Here is an 18884-nt window from a genome sequence, read left to right as displayed (position 1 = left end):
GTGTTTGTTGAGTGAGTGGGCGCCAGCCCGGGTTGCCGGAGCCTGGCTGCAGGCTCCGGCGGGTTGGATGGTCAGCTGGCATCAGCGTGCGGCCCGTTCGGCCCGTTCCCACATACGCAAGTACGCTTCGGCAGAGGTGAACAGCTGATTCACCGCCTCGTTCACCTGTTCGCGGGAGCTCTCGCTGAAGCGCATCATGTCTTCGATCTGGTCCGGATACAGCCCGTAATGGGCGACGCCGCGGCCATCGTAGAGTGTGAATTCACGGTCGCCGGTACGTTGGGCCTCAAACACCACACGGCCATCCACTGAGGTGAACGGATACAGTTCATCCGCCTGCTCCGGGCTACCCGGGTTGCCGGCCAGGGCGGCAATGCCGTTGACATCCGAGGCCATGGCGGCGCCACCGAAGGGGCCTACCTTGAAGAGATCGTCGCGGGGCCGTCCGCCGTCTCTCAGCAGTTGCTGAACCCAGTGATCGCGGGTGCTGGCGAAGGAGCTGTTGATTCCGCCCTGGGCGGCGATCTGGTCACGCAAACGCTCGGTGCCACCCCAGCCACCATGGCTATTGATGACCGGGTAACCCTGGTCGGCGGTCAGCTGGAGGATGCGGGCGGCGGCCTTGCGGCTGATATGATCGGTTTCGATCATCATGCCCCGGCGCATCAGTTCCTGGATCAGGAATTCGCCGATATCACTCAGACCCCGCCGGTTGCACAGGTCGTCAGTGCCGGCCCTCGGGTCATAGTCGGCGAACTCTTCCGGGCTTTCCGGGAAACGGTCGCCCAGATAGTCGAGCTGGAACAGCAACTGTTCCATCAGCCCCAGAGGGCCCAGTGGCGCCGGATTCTGGTCGGGCTCCAGACCGGTGTATTCCTCGGCGCCTTCGGGGCACGTCTCGAACTCGACAGGGTGACCGGTTTCCGCCAGATTACCGGCATACAGTACCGGACCAATCCCCACGCCTTCGCTCAGGTCCGGGAGGTGGCCGCCGAAGGCGTTATCGAATTTGTGCACCGGGAACAGGTTGCGTACCCCCATGCCATAGAGGCGGTCCAGGCGCTCGGTGATCTGCTCCCGGGTACACTCGGCCACACCCTGGAATTCGCCGCAGTTGAATACCTTGGACGTTTCCACGCCAAGCACAACCGCCAGCTTGCCATCGGCAATGACCTCGCGGGCCTGAGCCGGGCTGGTCACCAGACGGAACCAACCCCGTCCCGGTCCGCCATGCTGGGCGTCGATGTAATCCTGCATCTCGTGCATACGCTGGGCTTGCAGTTCCAGTGCGGGCATGGTGTCGCAGTCGTTCTGTTTCTGCGGATTGAGCTGGCACAGCACTTCGTTGTGAACGAGGTGGTTAACCAGGATCTTCATGCCCGCGAGGTGGGCGCGTTCAATCCAGCGGTAGTAGCTCTGGTGGTGTTGCAGGGAATTATTGCGGGGCCAGTAATTGAAGGTCGGCCAGCCTTCAGTCTCATGGGGGCCGAGGGTGCTGGTGACATGTTCGACAATGCCGGTCATGCCCTCGGGTCCGTGGTTGACGGCACAATCATCGAGGGCGTGATCAACACCGAACTTATGGAACGGGTCGCCGTAATTGACGCGGCCGCCGATGAACTCATAGGCGGTAATGTGACTGTGGGCATCCACAAAACCATAGACATCGTTATTGTCGATGCCGGGAATGCCGCGGAAGCGGTCGACTTCTTTCAGATAGATCGCCGGGGCCTTGCCGGGCACAGAGGCGCTGAGTTCCGCTTCCGGATAGCTGGGGCAGTCACTGGCCGGAATCAGCTGGAATTCGCTGATGTTTCCAGCGAGGGAAGGCGATGCCAGGCCAAGCCCCTGGTCAGACGCGGTCAGCAGCAGGCCGGTCACCAGCGAAGACAGCCGGAAACGATCACCCTCGGCTGGCAGCAATTCCCAGACCGCCAGATCGCTGGCTTCTGTGACCAGTCCCAAGGCCGGGTTGACGTTGACATCGCCGAGGCGATCACCGGTCAATTCAAGGCTTTCACCAAGATCCCGCACCACATCGCCGAGCGGGGAGATCGGGTCGAGGGCAAAGTTGGCCATATCGCCGAGTCCCGCCACCAGGTAGCTGAGCTCACCGATGAAGTTACCGGTATCGTCGAGAAATTCCCCGGCGGGGTCACTGATGCCCAGTAAGGCTTTGTTGCCTTGCTCACCGGGGGCTCGCTGGTAATCTGAGAGCAGCAGGTAACGCCCAAGCGCGGTGGCCTGGAAGTAAAAACCGGCGGCCTGAGCCGGGTCGGTGGTGACGGTGTACTGATCGCTTGCCGGCGAGTTTCCGAGGAAGTAGTCACCCTGCTGGAGCTGATAGCAGCCGTTGGCAAACTGGTAACGATTAGGGGCTGCGGTGGCCTGGACGACGTCACCGGAGACAACACCTGTGGTGGTTTCCTGGGGGGTGCGCGCTGAAGGTGAATCGCCGGGACTGTCCGCGGTATTCGAATCGCCGCCGCCACAGCCACTGAGAACCACGGCACTGCTTAGCAGCCATGCCTTGAAACAGGGATGGAATGAGTGTGTCATTGCTGCCTCTTTTTGTTTTTGTCGGGCTTGGTAAGCCGAAGGCTTACCTTGTTAAAACGTGAGAACGTGTCACGAGGTTCCATTTTTTAATACGTGACATGTTGTAGCATATTGCTTTGATGTGAACTGCGTCACAAAAGGCCAATTTCTGAACCTTGGCCATGACTCATTGTTCGCGGTCTGATGTAGGGAGAACCGCTTTGAAAACAAGAACCTTGGTATTAGGGGGCATACGATCCGGCAAGACAGCGCTGGCGGAACGTCTGGCCGGTGCGGAGGGCAGCGGGGTGGTTTACGTGGCCACGGCCACCGCCGGAGATGCGGAAATGGCAGCCCGTATCCGCCGCCACCAGGGCTTGCGCCCCGCCGGTTGGGGGTTGCAGGAAGAGCCCCTGCAGCTGGCCGGGGTGTTAGCGGTGGAGGGGGGCAAGGAGGGACCGCCCTGCCTGCTGATCGATTGCATGAGCCTGTGGCTGAGCAATCTGCTGCATGCCGGTGATGATGTACTGACAGCACAGAAGTCGGCGTTTCTGGATGCTGTTGCCGGTTATACCGGGGCGTTGGTCATCGTCAGCAACGAAGTGGGCCTGGGGACGATTGGTATGGACCCACTCACCCGTCGCTTCTGCGATGAGCTGGGCTGGCTCAACCAGGCTCTGGCCCAGCGCTGTGACCGGGTGTTGATGAGTGTGGCGGGCCTGCCTCTGACCCTGAAGGACTGAGGCAGGCGCCAGAATCAGAGCTGTGCCCTGATCTTCTGGGCAATGGCTTCCAGTAACGCTGGATCTGCCATGTTGGTGGCATGGGGTGTCGCCCGCAGCTGGCCGATGGACGTTGGCACAACGTGAAAGTGCACGTGGGGAACGGTTTGCCCGGCTCCGGCGCCATTAAGTTGCATCACCAGGCTGCCGGGTGCGTCAAGAGCAGCTTCAACCGCCCTGGCAATCTTTTGGGTGGTCTGGATACAGGCCGCCGCGCCTTCTGGTGAGAGGTCGTGCAAGGTAGTGGCCGGTTCCTTGGAAATGATCAGGGCGTGGCCATCCGCTTGGGGCATGATGTCCATAAAGGACAGGGTATGTTCATCTTCATACAGCTTGATGCAGGGCAGTTCACCCCGCAGGATTCGGGCGAAGATGTTGTTGGTGTCGTAGGACATGGCTAGGCTTCCTTGGCTACGGTGACAGGCGTGCCCGGGAAGTCTATGGCCAATTCCGTGCTCAGGTCCAGCTCCGCTTCATGAGCACCGTGCACGCCCGCACGGTCAGAATTGCACGGCAGCGAGGCCCGCGTGATTCAGCGGGTGTTATCGACTGACACCGGTTTGGCATGGTGAAAGATAAGCTGGTTAGCGTTTTCACGGGTGCCTAAGGCCTCCAGAGCACCTACTTCGGCCCCCTCAGGATTCAGGTGGTTAGCCGTGACTGTGCAAGCTGGTCAGGATGCCAAAATCCGACTGATCGACCCGAATGCGGCTGCGACAGGCGAACGGCACCGCTACCCCGGCGAAGGATTTTTGCAGGGGAATGCCCATAACATCCGCCAGGATCATGCGGATCACCCCACCGTGACAGACCACCAGGGCCCGTTGCCCGGCCAGGGTATCACGCCAGTGCTGCCAGCCTTCGACCACCCGTTGGTTGAACTCGGTGATGGTTTCCGCTCCGGGTGGGGTATTGGCGACCGGATCTTCCCAGAATCGGGACAGCTTCTCGCCTTCTTCAGCGATCACTTCCGCGGTGGTCTTGCCTTCCCAGGCACCGAAGTTCACTTCCCGCAGGCGGTCTTCCACATGCAGCGGGAGGTGACGCTGGGTGGCGACCTCGGTGGCGAACTCGACACAGCGGAGTAACGGCGAGGTCACAATGACATCCCAGTGGTCTTCCCCCCTGATCGCCGCACGCATCTGCTGCCAGCCCAGGGTGCTCAAGGGATCGTCCTGGCTACCGCGGAACCTGGGCCCGCCTTCCGGTTCGCCATGACGGATCAGGTCGATGATGGTGGTCTGGTGGCTCATCTCACGCCTCCTTATTACTAACGCCAGCGTCGGCAAAACTGGCCATGCCGTTGTGCAAGGCGCAGGCGGAACGCAACAGCGGCAGCGCTATGGCGGCCCCGCTGCCTTCCCCCAGACGCATGCCCAGGTCCAGTAACGGATGTGCCTCCAGAGCATCGAGTACCCGACGGTGTCCGGGTTCGCCGGAACGGTGGGAGAAATGCAGCCATTCGCGTACGACTGGCTGCTGGCGGACCGCGACCAGTGCCGCCACGGACACGATGAAACCATCCACCAGAACCGGAATGCCGCGGGCCGCACAGCCGAGGATAGCGCCGGTGAGGGCTGCGATCTCCAGTCCGCCAAGTGATGCCAGTACGGTCAGCGGTTCACGATTATCGCCATGCCGGACCAGGGCACGACCAATGACGTCGGCCTTGTGGCTGACCCCGTGGGCATCAAGACCGGTGCCCGGGCCGGCCAGCTCAGCAGGTGACGCTGCCAGCAGAGCGCAGGCCAGGGCGGCGGCACTGGTGGTGTTGCCGATGCCCATATCGCCACCGATAAACAGCTGGGCGCCGGCGTTGGCTGCCTGGTCGGCGACATTGTCGCCCGCACGCAGAGCCTCACAGACCTGGTGTTTGGTCATGGCGGGCTCAACGGCCAGGTTGGCCGTGCCAGGAGCAATCTGCAGGTTGTTGACGCCGTGCAGGTCGGGCACTGGGGTCACAGTACCCAGATTGACCACTTCAAGGGTGGCATCGAGATGGCTGGCCATCACACTGATGGCAGCGCCACCGTGGGTGAAGTTGGTAATCATCTGCGCGGTGACCTGCTGGGGAAAGGCCGAGATGCCTTCGGCGCAGACACCGTGGTCGCCGGCAAAGACGCCAATGTGGACCTGATCGACCGCAGGCTGATCGGTTCCCTGCTGGGCCGCCAGGCTAACCGCAACCTCCTCCAGCCGGCCCAGTGAGCCGGGGGGCTTGGTCAGCACCGCCTGACGCTCAAGGGCGCGTTGGCGATAATGCTCACTTGGGCAGGGAGGGGTATGGGTCCAGCTGGCAGGCAATGTCATGGTCGTATTCCGGGCAGGCAAAAGTGCTCACGATGGTGGTGCCTGGTCAAAACCCTGTCAAGGTCGAGTAGACTGGGCGCCAAATTGACAAGGGTGGATCCCGGCTTGGAAGGATTAGGGTATGCAGTTTTGGCGGCAACGGTGGCCTGCGGGCTGGCTGTCGCGTTTGACCGCTGGTTTGGCGAACCCCGGCGCTGGCATCCGCTGGTGGGCTTCGGCACGCTGGCCGGCGTGGTGGAGCGCCGTCTGAATCAGCCGACAGGGTCGGGCATTGCCCGCGGCGGGCTGGCCTTGCTGTTGGTGACGGCGCTCCCGATGACCGTCGCGCTGATGCTGCAGTGGCTGTTGCCCGAGCCCTGGCTCACCCTGGCGGGTGCGCTGGTGCTATGGCTGGCGATGTCGTTGCGGGGGCTGGCGGAGCACGGTGAAGCGGTCGCCGAGCCGCTGGCGGTGGGAGCGCTGGAGCGGGCGCGGGAGCAGGTGGGGCGGATTGTCAGTCGCCAGGCCTCGGCGCTCGATGACGCGGGCGTGGCAGCCGCGGCCAGCGAGTCGATGTTGGAGAACGGCGCGGATGCGGTCTTTGCCAGCCTATTCTGGTTTCTGCTGGCCGGGATCCCCGGCGTGGTACTGCATCGGCTGGTCAATACGCTTGATGCCATGTGGGGCTATCGCAACGACCGTTTTCTGAGCTTTGGCCGGACTGCGGCACGGCTTGATGACCTGATGAACTGGGTGCCTGCACGACTGACCGCGCTGACTTACGCTCTGCTGGGAAACACCACCACCGCCTGGCGCTGCTGGCGGAGCCAGGCTCCGGGGTGGGACAGCCCAAACGCCGGTCCGGTGATGGCGGCCGGAGCCGGAGCCCTGGGTGTGACCCTGGGTGGCCCTGCGCCCTATGCCGGGACAGTGAAGGTGCGGCCGATTCTGGGGCAGGGGCCCAAGCCGGACGCGACCACGGTACGCCGGGCCATTGATCTGGTCACACAGGGCGTGTGGCTGTGGTTGCTGGTGCTGGTGCTTACATCGTTGCTGGCACTACTGGCGGAGTGGGCTGTGACCGGAGGGGTGGCATGAGCGGGCAGTTACCACCGTTTCATGGCGGCCGCCTGAACGAAGCGGTGCGTCGCTGGGGTATTCCCCGCGACCAGTGGCTCGATCTTTCCACTGGCATCAACCCTGATGGCTGGCCGGTGCCGCCGGTTCCCCCCGCTGTGTGGCAGCGGCTACCTGAAGATGACGATGGCCTGGAAGAGCGGATACGGCACTGGGCGGGGGCGCCGGACAAGGCCTGCTGTGTTGCTGTGCCCGGCAGTCAGTGTGCGATCCAGACCCTGCCCCGGCTGCGGGGGCGTTGCCGGGTGGGGGTGCCTCAGCCGGGCTATCAGGAACACGGCCATGGCTGGCGTTCAGAGGGGCACGACCTGGTGGCCGTCAGCGCTGGGATGATCGCTGCCGGCGATGACTGGCTCGATGACCTGGATGTGCTGGTGTGGATCCAGCCCAATAACCCCAGTGGTCAGATTGTCACGCCCGAGCGTCTGCTGGACTGGCACCAACGGCTGGCCAAGCGCGGTGGCTGGTTGGTGGTGGACGAGGCTTTTGCCGAAGGCGTCGCGAATGTCAGCGTCGTCGCCCACACCGGAACACCGGGGTTGGTGGTGCTGAAATCCTTGGGCAAGTTCTACGGCCTGGCCGGCCTGCGGGCGGGAGCGGTGCTGACCGATTCCGCCATCGCTGCGGCCCTGCGCAACGCCATCGGACCCTGGGCCATGAATGGCCCTGCACGTTACCTGATGGCCCGGGTGTTGGCGGATGATGCCTGGCGGGCATCTACGGTGACAAGGCTTGCCAGCCAAAGCGAACGCTTACATACCCTGTTGATCCAGGCAGGGCTCCCCCCCGCTGGTGGAACCCTGCTGTTCCGTTATGTGGTGACTGACAGAGCGCCGGCCATTGCCGACGCACTGGCTGCTGGCGGCATCCTGGTGCGCCGGTTCGAACAGCCTGCGGCGCTGCGGTTTGGTCTGCCGGGCACAGAGGATGACTGGCAACGGCTAGGCGAGGCCCTAAGATCGTTGACCAATTAATCATCAGTTGGTAGCCTTGCCGCGCGTTTTCAGGTGTTCCCGGGTAAAGCCGCCCGGGAATGAAACGAGAAGCCGGTGACAATCCGGCACTGCCCCCGCAACGGTGATTGAGTCAAGGCTGATCGAATGCGCCACTGTACCGACGGTATGGGAAGGCGATCAGTCCAGAGCCCCGACAGGGCCCAGCTCATAAGTCCGGAGACCGGCCTGTTAACACACCATACGTTGCGGTGGGCAATGGCGGTGGGTGAACCCTGTCGGCCGTTTCCTGCGCCACGTATCTTCAGCCCACCTTTCTTTGTTTTTCCATCGCAGCACCACCAGATTCACCGTGCGGGTGCGCACGGGGTACCAGCGAGCTGTAGATTATGGGTATTTCCAAGACATTTCCGGCCGTCGTTCTGACGGGCTGTTCCTCTTCCCTGCTGTTGTTGTCAGTGCCGGCTATGGCCGAGCCTTCCGTGGCCACCTCTGAACTGGAAACCATTGTGGTGACGGGTACGGCTGGACCGTTGACCATTGGCGAGAGCCTGTCCTCGGTCACCGTGATCCGCGCCGAGGATATCCAGCAGCGGAATCCGGCCGAAATGCAGGATCTCCTCGTTGGCCAGCCGGGTATTGATGTGATCTCCAATGGCTCCTTCGGCAAGAACACCAGTGTGTATACCCGCGGTACCGGCAGTGATTCCACCATTTTCATGATCGACGGCGTACGCCTGCGTTCTGCCACCAGCGGCGGTGCGCCCTGGCAGTTTGTGCCGGTAGAGCTGATGGAACGGATTGAAATCGTTCGTGGCCCGCGTAGCTCCCTGTACGGCGCAGATGCGGTCGGCGGCGTGGTGCAGGCGTTTACCGTAGACCCGCAGCCAGGCCAGCGCGGCTGGATCGAGGCCGCCGGTGGCAACTTCAACACCCAGCGTTACAACGCTGGTGTGGCCCTCAGCAGTGGTAACACCCGGATGAGCCTGAACGGACTGTTCAAGGACTCGGACGGCGCGCCGATTGTTGAGGATGGTGATGACCGTGGCTACCGCAACGGTGCCGGGGTTGCCCGTCTGACCCACGAATTCGACAGCGGCGGCGAGGCGGCACTGGTGTTCCTGGAATCCACCGGCAACACTGAATTTGAAGGCGGCGAGACCGACTTTACCGTCCGCACCGCCGGTTTCCGTCTCGACACTCCGGTGAGTGATTACTGGCGCTCATCGGTGCAGTTCTCCGAGGCCCGTGATGAGCAGGATACGATCGCCAGTTTTGGCGCCTCCACCTTCAACACCCTCGCCCGTACCGGTCGCTGGGAGAACACCCTGACCATGGACGTTCATGAGTGGGTCATTGGGGCCGAGCTGCAGGATGAGTCAGTGGAGAGTACCACCACCTTTGACGAGCAGAGTCGTTCCAACAGCGCGCTGTTCAGCCAGCTGCGTTTGCATTTCGGACCGACGGACCTCCAACTGAGCCTGCGTGGCGATGACAACGAGGCCTACGGCAAGAACGAAACCGGCGGCATTGCCATCGGTCATTCCTTCGATTACGCCCACCGGGTACGGGCCAGTTATGGTACCGCTTTCCGAGCGCCGACCTTCAACGACCTTTATTACCCCACCGAGACCTACGCCAGTGGCAACTCCTACACCGGCAACCCGAACCTGAAGCCGGAAAAGTCCGATGCCTATGAAATTGGCGTCAGCGGCAGCTACAACCACTGGTTCTGGGATCTGGCTCTGTACCAGATGGACATCGAGAACCTGATCGAGCTCCATTTCGACGTGCCGACCCTGACCCTCTCACCGGCTAACGTTAGCGAGGCGCGTATTCGCGGTGCTGAACTGGCAGCGGGCCTGAATCTGGACCAGTGGCGTCTGGCAACGGCGCTGACCTATACCGATCCCCGCGACACCGAAACCGATAACCGTCTGCGCCGCCGCAGTGACCGAGCCTTGCGGGTGGATGTGGATCGGACCATCAACCAGTGGATTCTGGGAGCCACCTACCGCGCCCAGGGTGAGCGTTACGACGATGCTGCCAATACCAAGAAACTGGCCGGTTACGCCACCCTCGACCTGCGTGCCAGCTGGGCTTTTGCCCGCAACTGGTCGACCCGCCTGACCCTCGCCAATGTGTTTGACCGCGAGTACGCGACCGCACAGCGGTTCAGCGGCGCCAAGTACATTGCCGCCGGCCGTACCGGCATGCTCTCCGTCCGTTACGACTTCCAGTAAGTCATGGTGGGCCGAATCCGTGCCGGCGGGATAGCCGGCATCCTGCTCGGCTGGCTGGCGCTGGTGCCCCTGTGGGCCAGTGCGGCTACCGTGGTGGGTGTGGTATCTGAGCGCTCGGCTGCCGAACTGGCCGCCGGGGCCCACGCCTTTGTCGATCAGCACCCGGACCACAAGGTGATGTTGCGTACGCCGGTGCAGCTGGCATCGCTGACAGATCCCCAGCTGGAACAGTTGCTGGCCGGGGCGGATGCCTTGCTGCTGGCGGCGGTGTTCGGTGACCAGGTCGAGCGTCTGGAGCGCGGGGTGCGTGCTCGCATCGGCCAGCGACCGTTGCCGGTACTGGCGATCAACAGTGACCGGCGACTGGTGCGGTTGTCCTATCTGGATGAGCAGTGGCCGTTGGCGAACCTCGGCAAGGCGGAGCTGGATGCGGTGGTGGCCGCGCCGGAGGCCAACGTCGCAGCGCTGGACCATCTTCGCCAGCAACAGACCGGCTTTCCTGATCAGGCGCGGTGGTTGCAGGGGCGGGCCTATTATCAGGGGCGTACGCCAGAACATCTGGCCAACCTGATGGCCTGGATGCTGGTCCAGGCGGGCCAGCCGCTGGCCGTACCTGCACCCAGCCCCCGGGCTGCCATTCGTTACTACCGGAATGGCCAGACCACGGAGCTGGCGGATGCCCTCGGGCTGACCGACGGGCCGGTGGTGGCGTTGCTGGATCTCGACAGTGGCGACCGGCCCGGTGACCGGGCGTTGCTGGATCAGCTGTGCTGGCAGCTCGAACAACGGCATATCCAGTGTTTCGCCATCCTTGCCCGCTGGGGTGGTGCCAGCGCCCAGGCATTGGCTTCGTTGCCGAGTAGTGTGGGCAGCGCGTCCCTGGCCGGTCTGGTCAGTCTGCAGGATTTCGTGATTGGCGGTGGTGAGGGTCGGGAAACGGTGACCGAGGCCCTGGCCGGGTTGAACGTGCCGGTCATCAAGGGCCTGCGCCTGAGTGACCTTACTGAGAGCCAGTGGCGGTTGTCGGTGGATGGCCTGCCGGCAGACTCGGTGCATTACCAGTTGGCGATGCCGGAACTGCAGGGCGTCAGCCAGCCCATGGCGCTGGCGGTGGCGAGACCGCCGCTGATTGATGAACGCACCGGGGTTCGTCTGACCCTGACCACGCCCGTGCCGGAGCGGGTGTCCGCACTGGTGGAACGCCTGCACCGGTGGCAACGGCTTCAGGCGCAGGACAACGCTGATAAGCGGGTTGCCCTGATCTACTACAACCATCCCCCCGGCCGTCAGAACATCGGTGCCGACAGCCTTGATGTGCCGGCATCGTTGTGGGAAATGCTGCACTGGCTGCAGGCCGAAGGCTACCAGACCGGACCGCTGCCGGCATCCCCGCAGGCGCTGCTGGAGCTGATCCAGCAGCGGGGGATCAGTCTTCCGGACGATCCCCGTGCGCTGCGGGAGATGGCGCCGCAGGTGGCCTCCATGGATGCCAATAGCTACCAGGCCTATTTCCAGACACTGCCTGCCGTGGTTCAGGCGGAGATGGTCAGTGGTCCGGTGGGGTATCTGCACGAACGCCTGCATCAGGCGTTCGTCGCGGGTGAGCACGACATCGCGCTGGCGCTGCTGGATCGTGGTATCCGTGACCTGCGCCACCTGCTGGAAAACCTCAACCATCCGGCGCGGCCGCTGGCGGTGGAACGGCTGGATGACTACCACAGTCAGTGGCTTGAAAGGCTCAATGAAGGCGGAGGTCGTGCCGAGGTGGATGGCGCCCGCGATGACCTGCTGGCCAGCGGGTTTCCCGGCTTGTCCGGCTGGGGACCGGCTCCGGGCCGGTCGATGGTGGTGGACAACGACCTGATCTTCCCGGGACTGCGCTTTGGCAATGTCTTCCTTGGCCCCCAGCCCCCGCGCGGCTGGGAAGTGGACGAGGAACTGCTTCACGCCAATACCACGTTCCCGCCGACCCATCAGTATGTGGCGTTCTATTACTGGCTCCGGAGTCAGTTCGATGCCGATGCCCTGGTCTATGTGGGCCGCCATTCCACACGGGAGTTTCTGCCCCGGCGGCGGGCGGCGCTAACCGAGGATGATTATCCGGAACTGTTGAGTGGCAACCTGCCGCTGCTTTACCCCTATATCGTCGATGGTGTCGGTGAAGGTATTCAGGCCAAGCGCCGGGCGCTGGCGGTGATGATTAGCCATCTGACGCCACCACTGGCGGCGACCGAGCTTTACGATGAACTGCTGGAGATTCGTCAGCTGGTGGAGACTTACGAAGCCTCGGTGGCGCCCAACAGCCCCACCCGCCGTCGCGCGGTTGAATTGCTGCGCCAGAAGATCCGTCAGCTCAACCTGACCGAAACCATAGAGCAAACCATTGCCAGCGAGGCTGGACTGGCCGCAGACGCCGTATCGCTGGATACCATCTCCGAAGATCTGCTGGTCCATGAGGCCGGGCATTATGTCACCGATGTCCAGGAGCAGTTCATGCCCCTGGGCCTGCATGTGCTGGGCCGTGACTGGGATACTGACGCCATTGATACCATGCTGGCCTCAATGGCGGGTGAAACCGGTGTGGTGCCGGAGCATTGGCGAGCGCAGCTGACGGCGTCACCGGCGGCTGAGAAGGCGGCTTTGCTGGCAGGCCTGTCGGGTCGCTTCGTTGAGCCCGGTGAGGGCAATGACCCGTTGCGGACCCCGGCGGTGCTGCCTACCGGCCGAAACTTCCATGCCCTCTCCGGCGACCTGATCCCAACCCGGGTGGCCTGGAGCCTGGCTGAAGAACTGGCCACTGAGGCCCGTCGTCAGGATCGTGCCGAAGACGATGGCAGTGACGCGCTGGTGCTGTGGGCTTCCGACACCGTTCGCGATGAAGGGGTCATGGTGGCGTTTGGGTTGCAGCTGCTGGGGATCCGGCCGGTGTGGAATTCCCGCGGTATCGTTAAGGGGCTGGAACGCTTGCCCGTAGGGCCGGAACAGGCGTACAGCGAGCGCCGGGATGTGCTGTTTACAACCTCTGGCCTGTTCCGGGATCTTTACGGCAATCAACTGGAATGGCTGGATCAGGCGGTGCTGCTGGCGCTGGCCGGTTCCGCCGATACCATTGTGGCCCTGCACCCTGAGCTGGACGCGGCGCTGACAGCTGTGCTGTCCACCTTGCCGGAGGGGATGGCCGAGCGTGGTTCCGAGCCGCTGGCGGTGAACCGGGTTGCCGCCCGCTGGCTGGCCGATACCCGCCAGCTGCTGGCCTCCGGCGTCAGTGCCGCTGAAGCCGGTGGGCTGGCCTCGTTGCGAGTCTTTGGTACCGCCCCCGGAGCCTATGGCGCTGGCGTCAACCGACTGGCCACCCGGACCGGGGCCTGGAACAGTCGCGATGAGCTGGCGGATGCCTACCGCCGGCGTATGGGGCACGCCTATGGCAGCCGTCGCCAGGGGGAAGCAGAACACCGGATGTTCGACCTGCTGCTGGCGCGTGTGGACCGCACCTACCTGGGCCGGGCCAGTCATCTCTATGGCCTGATCGACAATGACGATGGTTTTGATTACCAGGGCGGACTGTCCAACGCCGTCGAACGGGTGCGTGGTCAGCCGCCGGAGAACCGGGTCTTGCAGTATGCCAATCCGGACAACCCCAGGGTTCAGAGCCTGCAGCGGGCGTTGCTGCAGGAATTGCAGTCCCGCAACCTCAATCCCCAGTGGATCCGGCCGCTGATGGATCATGATTACGCGGGTGCCCGTACCATGGGTAGCGACTTCCTCGACAACCTGTGGGGCTGGCAGATCACCAGTCCTCAGGTGGTGAAGTCGTGGGTGTGGGATGAGGTCAACCAAGTGTATTTTCAGGATCGTCACAACATTGGGCTGGATGATTTCCTGTCGGAGGGCAACAATGTCCACGTCAAGACACACATGCAGGCAACGGCGCTGCTGGCCGCGAAGCGAGGCTACTGGGAAACCAGCTGGCTGACCCTGGAGCCGCTGGTGGAGGATTTTGCCCAGAACGTGATCGATCACGGCCTGCCCGGCGACGGCCATACCCGGCCCGATCACCCGCTGATGGACTGGGTGTCCGGGCAACTGGACCCGGCCCAGCGGGAAGCGTTTGATAATGCCCGCAAGGGCGGTGCGCCACTGGACAGTCTGCCTCTGCAGTCTCGTCTCTGCCGCCAGACAGGAATCCAATTGGAACTATGCCAAAACTGATCAAACAGGGGCTGACCGCGTTGCTGCTGGCGGTGCTGCCGGTCCTGCCTGCTCATGCCGGGGTCTGTGCAACGGATGATACCGGCCAGCAGGTGTGCCTGCCGGCGCCAGCCCAGCGTATTGCCGGGTTGTCGCCGGGCGCCTCGGAACTGTTGTGGTCCGCCGGTGCCGGTGACCAGGTGGTGGCGGTGGTGGCCTGGAGCGACTATCCCCCGGAAGCGAAAACGGTGGCCTCGGTGGGCAGCCATACCCGCCTTGATCTGGAAAAGCTGATCTCGCTGCAGCCGGATCTGGTGATTGCCTGGGTGACCGGCAACCCTCAGGAACAGATACAGACCATCCGTAATCTGGGGTTGCCGGTGTTTTCCATCGAACCCCGGGACTTTGAGGATGTGTCGTCGGTGATCGAGCGCCTTGCGACCCTCGCCGGGACCGAAGCCGAGGGCTGGGCCGAGGCTGAGCGCTTCCGGACCGGCATGGCGGAGCTGGCGGCACGTTACAGTGATCGAGCCCCGGTGCCGGTGTTCTATCAGGTCTGGGACGAGCCGTTGATGACAGTGAACAACCAGCACCTGATCGGCAAGGTGATCGCCCTGTGTGGCGGTTATAACGTGTTTGGTGAGTTGCCACGGCTGGTGCCGCGAATCAGTGATGAAGCGGTGCTGGAAGCCAATCCGGAGGCGATTCTGGCCGGTGGCATGGGGGAGGAAAACCGGGCTTGGCTGGATCGCTGGCAGAACTACAGCAGCCTTGATGCCACCCGTGTTGGGAATCTGTTTTTTGTACCGCCGTCGCTGATCCAGCGACCTACCCCGAGGATGTTGCAGGGCAGTGAACTGTTCTGCCAGAAACTGGAGATTGCCCGTGGCCGGCGCTGAGGGTGGGTTGTCCCGGTTGCGGAGGGGCGGTTGATGGGCCGTTACTGGCTACCATTGATGCTGCTGGCACTGGCGGCTTTGGCCGCCTTTCTGTTGTCGGTGACCGTGGGCAGTGCCTCGGTCGGGGTGGCGGACGTGTGGGCGGTGTTGACCGGCGAAGGCACCCAATTGCAACGGACCCTGATTCTGGAACTGCGGGTACCGCGGACGCTGGCGGCGCTGGCCACGGGTGGCCTGCTGGCGGTGGCCGGTGCGTTGATGCAGGTGCTGCTGCGCAATCCGCTGGCGGATCCCTACGTGCTGGGATTGTCTGGCGGGGCCGCTGTTGGCGCTCTGCTGGCCATGCTGGCCGGGGTCGGTGGTCTGATGGTTTCCGGTTCAGCCTTTGCCGGCGCGATGGTCGCGACCCTTCTGGTGTTTGGGCTGGCCCATGGTACTGGCAGCTGGACGCCATCGCGGTTGTTGCTGACCGGCGTGGTGGTGGCGGCTGGCTGGGGTGCGGTGATTACCCTGATGCTGGCGATCAGTCCCGCGGAGCGGCTTCCGGGCATGCTGTATTGGTTGATGGGCGACTTGTCCTACGCCGGTACCCCATCGCTGGCGCTGGTGCTGCTGGCGCTGGCGTGTCTGCTGGTGGTGCCGCTGGGCCGAAGCCTCAATGTACTGGCCCGGGGGCCGCTGCAGGCAGCGGCCCTTGGCGTGGCCGTGCGTCCGCTGGAATGGACGGTGTACGTGGTGGCCAGCCTGCTGACGGCGGTGGCAGTGACCACGGCGGGCAGTATCGGTTTTGTCGGGCTGGTGGTGCCGCACATGCTGCGGCTGGTGCTGGGCAACGACCAGCGCCTGATCCTGCCCGCCTGTGCCCTGGCCGGTGGCATCCTGCTGATGCTTGCAGATACCCTGGCGCGAACCATCATTGCCCCTGAACAGTTGCCGGTCGGGGTGATTACCGCCCTGCTCGGTGTACCCACCTTCCTGTTGCTGCTGTACCGGAGCCGCTGATGAGCCAGCTGCGAACCGCGGACCTGATCATTGATGTCCCCGACCGCGCCGATGGCCGGGCGCTGAGCCTGCAGGTCGAGCCCGGCCAGATCTGGGGCGTACTGGGCCCGAACGGCGCAGGCAAGACCACCCTGATGCATACCCTGGCGGGCCTGCGTGCGCCCCGCAGCGGCGCCGTGTTGCTGGATGACCAGCCGCTGGCGGAGCAGAAACGTCGGACCATTGCCCGCCATCTGGGGCTGGTGTTCCAGGAGCGTCAGGACGGCTTTCCGGCCACCGTACTGGAAACGGCGCTGATCGGACGCCACCCGTTCCTGTCGAGCTGGCAGATGGAGTCCGCCGACGACCTCAAACTGGCACAGCAGGCGCTCAGCCGGCTTGATGTGGCGCACCTGGCCAGTCGTCTGGTCAGTACCCTGTCTGGCGGTGAGCGTCAGCGGGTGGCCATCGCCACCGTGCTGACCCAGTCTCCGGCCATCTGGCTGGCGGATGAGCCCACCAACCATCTCGACCTGCATCACCAGATTGCCGTCATGGAGCTGCTGACCGAAGAGGCCGGTCATGGCAAGGCTGTGTTCATGTGCCTGCACGATCTGAATCTCGCGGCCCGCTGGTGCAGTCATGTACTGTTGCTTTACCCCGACGGCGAAGCCTGCTGGGGACCCGTTGAGCGAATGCTGGTCCCGGATGCGCTGGAGCGTCTCTATGGCCAGCGTCTGGCTACCACTGAACTGGATGGCGCGCCGGTGTTTGTGCCGGTGCGCTGAGGAGATCCTGTGACTGACATCATTACCGGCCAGGCGCCGGCGGCCCTGATCACGGCCCCTGGCTCCGGCCAGGGAAAATCCATCGTCACCGCGGCGCTGGCTCGTCTGCACCGTAATGCCGGGCGCAAGGTGCGGGTATTCAAGCATGGCCCGGATTACCTGGACCCGATGGTGCTTGAGGTGGCCTCGGGGCAACCTGTGTATCAGCTGCATCCGTGGATGACCGGTGAGGCCGAATGCCACTGGCGTCTGGCTGAGGCTGCCCGGGACGCGGACCTGGTGCTGGTGGAAGGTGCTATGGGACTGTTTGATGGCGATCCGTCCAGCGCCGACCTGGCCGCGCTGGCCGGGTTGCCGGTGTTGCCGGTGATTGATGCCCGCGGCATGGCGCAGACTTTTGGCGCGGTCGCCCTCGGGCTGGCCAGCTTTCGCCCGGATGTGAAGATCGGGCAGGTGATTGCCAATCGCATCGGCAGTCCCCGCCACGGTGAGATGCTGGCGGCGAGCCTGCCTGACGGTATTGAGCTGCTGGGGGCAATTCCCCGTGACGAGGCCATGGCGATCCCTGATCGGCACCTCGGGCTGGTGCAGGCGTCTGAACTGGCGCATCTCGACCAGCAGCTGGACGCCGCCGCGGCGGTGCTGGCCAAGGCCGGGCTGGATCGTTTGCCCGCCACCGTAACCCTGACCGCAGAACACCCTGCGCCGCCGACCCGGCTGCTGGACGGTGTTCGCATTGGCATTGCCCGGGATGCGGCCTTTGCTTTCATCTACCGCGCTAATGTCGACCTGCTGGAAGCCCAGGGCGCAACCCTGACCTATTTCTCCCCGCTGAGCGACGCTCAGCTGCCGGAGGTCGACGCGCTCTGGCTCCCCGGCGGTTACCCGGAGCTGCATGCCGCTACCCTGGCGGCCAATACGTCCATGATGGCCTCGATCCGCGCGTTCCATCACGCCGGTAAGCCGATCCTGGCGGAATGTGGCGGGCTGATGGCTTGCGCCAGCGAACTGGTCGACAGGGACGGTCAGCCTCACCCGATGCTGGGCCTGCTGGCAGGGCGGGCGATCATGGAAGGCCGTCTGCAGGGCCTAGGGCTACAAAGTCTGAGGGCGGATGAGGGCGAGCTGCGAGGCCACACCTACCACCACTCCCGTCTGGAAACTGAGCTGCCGCCGCTGGCCTGTACCCGCAAGCTGGCGGGCACCGAGGCGGAGCCGGTGTTCCATGCCGGTAGCCTCACCGCCACCTATTTCCACGGCTATTTCCCCTCGGCACCGGCACTGGTAGCAGCGCTGTTCCGCGGGCAGCCGTTAACAGCCTACTAACGTTCCCCACTTTCCTATATTTCAAACGAGGACACTGTCATGCGCGAGAACGCCAAAGACCCTGAACGCCACGCCCGCCGTATGGCGGCCAAGCAGAAAGTCATGCAGGAGCGCATTGCACGTGCCCAGAGTGAAAAGGGCGTGCTGCTGGTGCTGACCGGCCCCGGCAAGGGCAAGAGCAGTTCCGGCTTCGGTATGGTGGCGAGGGCCCTGGGGCATGGCATGAAAGTCGGCGTGGTGCAGTTCATCAAGGGCAAGTTCACCACCGGCGAAGATACCTTCTTCCGCAACCTGCCCAATGTGGATTACCACGTTATGGGCGATGGCTACACCTGGGACACTCAGGATCGCCAGAAGGATGTAGCGGCGGCGGAAGCGGCCTGGGAGATTGCCAGCAAAATGCTGAAAGACCCCAGTTACGACATGGTACTGCTGGACGAACTCAATATCGCCCTGCGTTACGAGTACCTGGAGCTCGACCGGGTACTGGACGACCTGTTCAACCGTCCGGAGATGCAGCACGTGACCGTGACCGGTCGCTACGCACCGAAGGAACTGATCGAACTGGCCGATACCGTGACTGAAATGAAAGTGGTCAAGCACGCCTTCAAGGACCAGGGCATCAAGGCCCAGAAGGGCGTGGAACTCTAATCCCATGACCACCTTAATGATCCAGGGCACCACCTCGGATGCCGGCAAGAGCACGGTAGTGGCAGCGTTGTGCCGCTGGCTGCATCGTCAGGGGGTGTCGGTGGCGCCG

At 63.6% G+C, this 18884-nt stretch carries 15 protein-coding genes and 1 riboswitch; of the genes, 11 read left to right on the top strand and 4 right to left on the bottom strand.

What is annotated here, in order from left to right:
- Positions 1 to 81: 81 nt before the first annotated feature.
- A complete protein-coding gene (locus tag BLV11_RS15005; RefSeq protein WP_091813154.1) occupies positions 82 to 2559 on the bottom strand; it encodes an amidohydrolase family protein in 2478 nt (825 codons plus the stop codon).
- 161 nt (positions 2560 to 2720) lie between these two features.
- On the opposite strand from BLV11_RS15005, the gene cobU reads away from it, so the two are divergent.
- Positions 2721 to 3281, top strand: a complete 561-nt coding sequence (gene cobU / locus BLV11_RS15000; RefSeq protein WP_091813151.1) for a bifunctional adenosylcobinamide kinase/adenosylcobinamide-phosphate guanylyltransferase — start codon at positions 2721 to 2723, stop codon at positions 3279 to 3281.
- 14 nt (positions 3282 to 3295) lie between these two features.
- Here the strand turns inward: cobU and BLV11_RS14995 are convergent, their stop codons facing one another.
- The 3 genes from BLV11_RS14995 to cobT all read right to left on the bottom strand — a co-directional run bounded on the left by BLV11_RS14995 (position 3296) and on the right by cobT (position 5630).
- A complete protein-coding gene (locus tag BLV11_RS14995; RefSeq protein WP_091813148.1) occupies positions 3296 to 3715 on the bottom strand; it encodes an HIT family protein in 420 nt (139 codons plus the stop codon).
- 255 nt (positions 3716 to 3970) lie between these two features.
- Positions 3971 to 4573, bottom strand: a complete 603-nt coding sequence (locus BLV11_RS14990) for a histidine phosphatase family protein (RefSeq protein ID WP_091813146.1) — start codon at positions 4571 to 4573, stop codon at positions 3971 to 3973.
- A gap of 1 nt (position 4574) precedes the next feature.
- A complete protein-coding gene (gene cobT, locus BLV11_RS14985; RefSeq protein WP_091813144.1) occupies positions 4575 to 5630 on the bottom strand; it encodes a nicotinate-nucleotide--dimethylbenzimidazole phosphoribosyltransferase in 1056 nt (351 codons plus the stop codon).
- Between the two features lie 129 nt (positions 5631 to 5759).
- Here cobT and cbiB point away from each other — a divergent pair, with 129 nt between their 5' ends.
- From cbiB to BLV11_RS14935, 10 genes are all read left to right on the top strand, one after another.
- Entirely contained in the window at positions 5760 to 6707 is a 948-nt protein-coding gene (cbiB, locus tag BLV11_RS14980; protein ID WP_245725983.1) for an adenosylcobinamide-phosphate synthase CbiB, read from the top strand.
- Positions 6704 to 7720 (top strand): threonine-phosphate decarboxylase CobD, encoded by a 1017-nt coding sequence (cobD, locus tag BLV11_RS14975; RefSeq protein ID WP_091813139.1) that lies wholly within the window; start codon positions 6704 to 6706, stop codon positions 7718 to 7720. The genes cbiB and cobD overlap by 4 nt, the downstream gene beginning before the upstream one ends.
- Positions 7721 to 7734: 14 nt before the next feature.
- Positions 7735 to 7945: riboswitch (cobalamin riboswitch) on the top strand.
- Positions 7946 to 8088: 143 nt separating this feature from the next.
- On the top strand, positions 8089 to 9942 hold the full coding sequence (locus BLV11_RS14970) for a TonB-dependent receptor domain-containing protein (protein ID WP_091813137.1): 1854 nt from the start codon (positions 8089 to 8091) through the stop codon (positions 9940 to 9942).
- A gap of 3 nt (positions 9943 to 9945) precedes the next feature.
- Positions 9946 to 14151, top strand: a complete 4206-nt coding sequence (locus tag BLV11_RS14965; RefSeq protein ID WP_091813135.1) for a cobaltochelatase subunit CobN — start codon at positions 9946 to 9948, stop codon at positions 14149 to 14151.
- A complete protein-coding gene (locus BLV11_RS14960; RefSeq protein ID WP_091813132.1) occupies positions 14139 to 15029 on the top strand; it encodes a cobalamin-binding protein in 891 nt (296 codons plus the stop codon). Before BLV11_RS14965 ends, BLV11_RS14960 begins: the two co-directional genes overlap by 13 nt.
- Before the next feature lie 33 nt (positions 15030 to 15062).
- Positions 15063 to 16031, top strand: a complete 969-nt coding sequence (locus BLV11_RS14955) for a FecCD family ABC transporter permease (RefSeq protein WP_091813130.1) — start codon at positions 15063 to 15065, stop codon at positions 16029 to 16031.
- Positions 16031 to 16798, top strand: coding sequence for an ABC transporter ATP-binding protein (locus BLV11_RS14950; protein WP_091813127.1), 768 nt, complete (start codon positions 16031 to 16033; stop codon positions 16796 to 16798). Before BLV11_RS14955 ends, BLV11_RS14950 begins: the two co-directional genes overlap by 1 nt.
- Positions 16799 to 16816: 18 nt before the next feature.
- On the top strand, positions 16817 to 18124 hold the full coding sequence (locus BLV11_RS14945) for a cobyrinic acid a,c-diamide synthase CobB (RefSeq protein ID WP_091813255.1): 1308 nt from the start codon (positions 16817 to 16819) through the stop codon (positions 18122 to 18124).
- Positions 18125 to 18163: 39 nt separating this feature from the next.
- Positions 18164 to 18775, top strand: a complete 612-nt coding sequence (gene cobO, locus BLV11_RS14940; protein ID WP_091813125.1) for a cob(I)yrinic acid a,c-diamide adenosyltransferase — start codon at positions 18164 to 18166, stop codon at positions 18773 to 18775.
- 4 nt (positions 18776 to 18779) lie between these two features.
- On the top strand, positions 18780 to 18884 hold a 105-nt coding region (locus BLV11_RS14935), incomplete at its 3' end, for a nucleotide-binding protein (RefSeq protein ID WP_139173245.1).

The organism is Marinobacter mobilis (assembly GCF_900106945.1).
Classification (GTDB): domain Bacteria; phylum Pseudomonadota; class Gammaproteobacteria; order Pseudomonadales; family Oleiphilaceae; genus Marinobacter; species Marinobacter mobilis.
The sequence above is the reverse complement of the archived record's forward strand: the minus strand, read 5'-3'. Positions and strand labels throughout refer to the sequence as shown.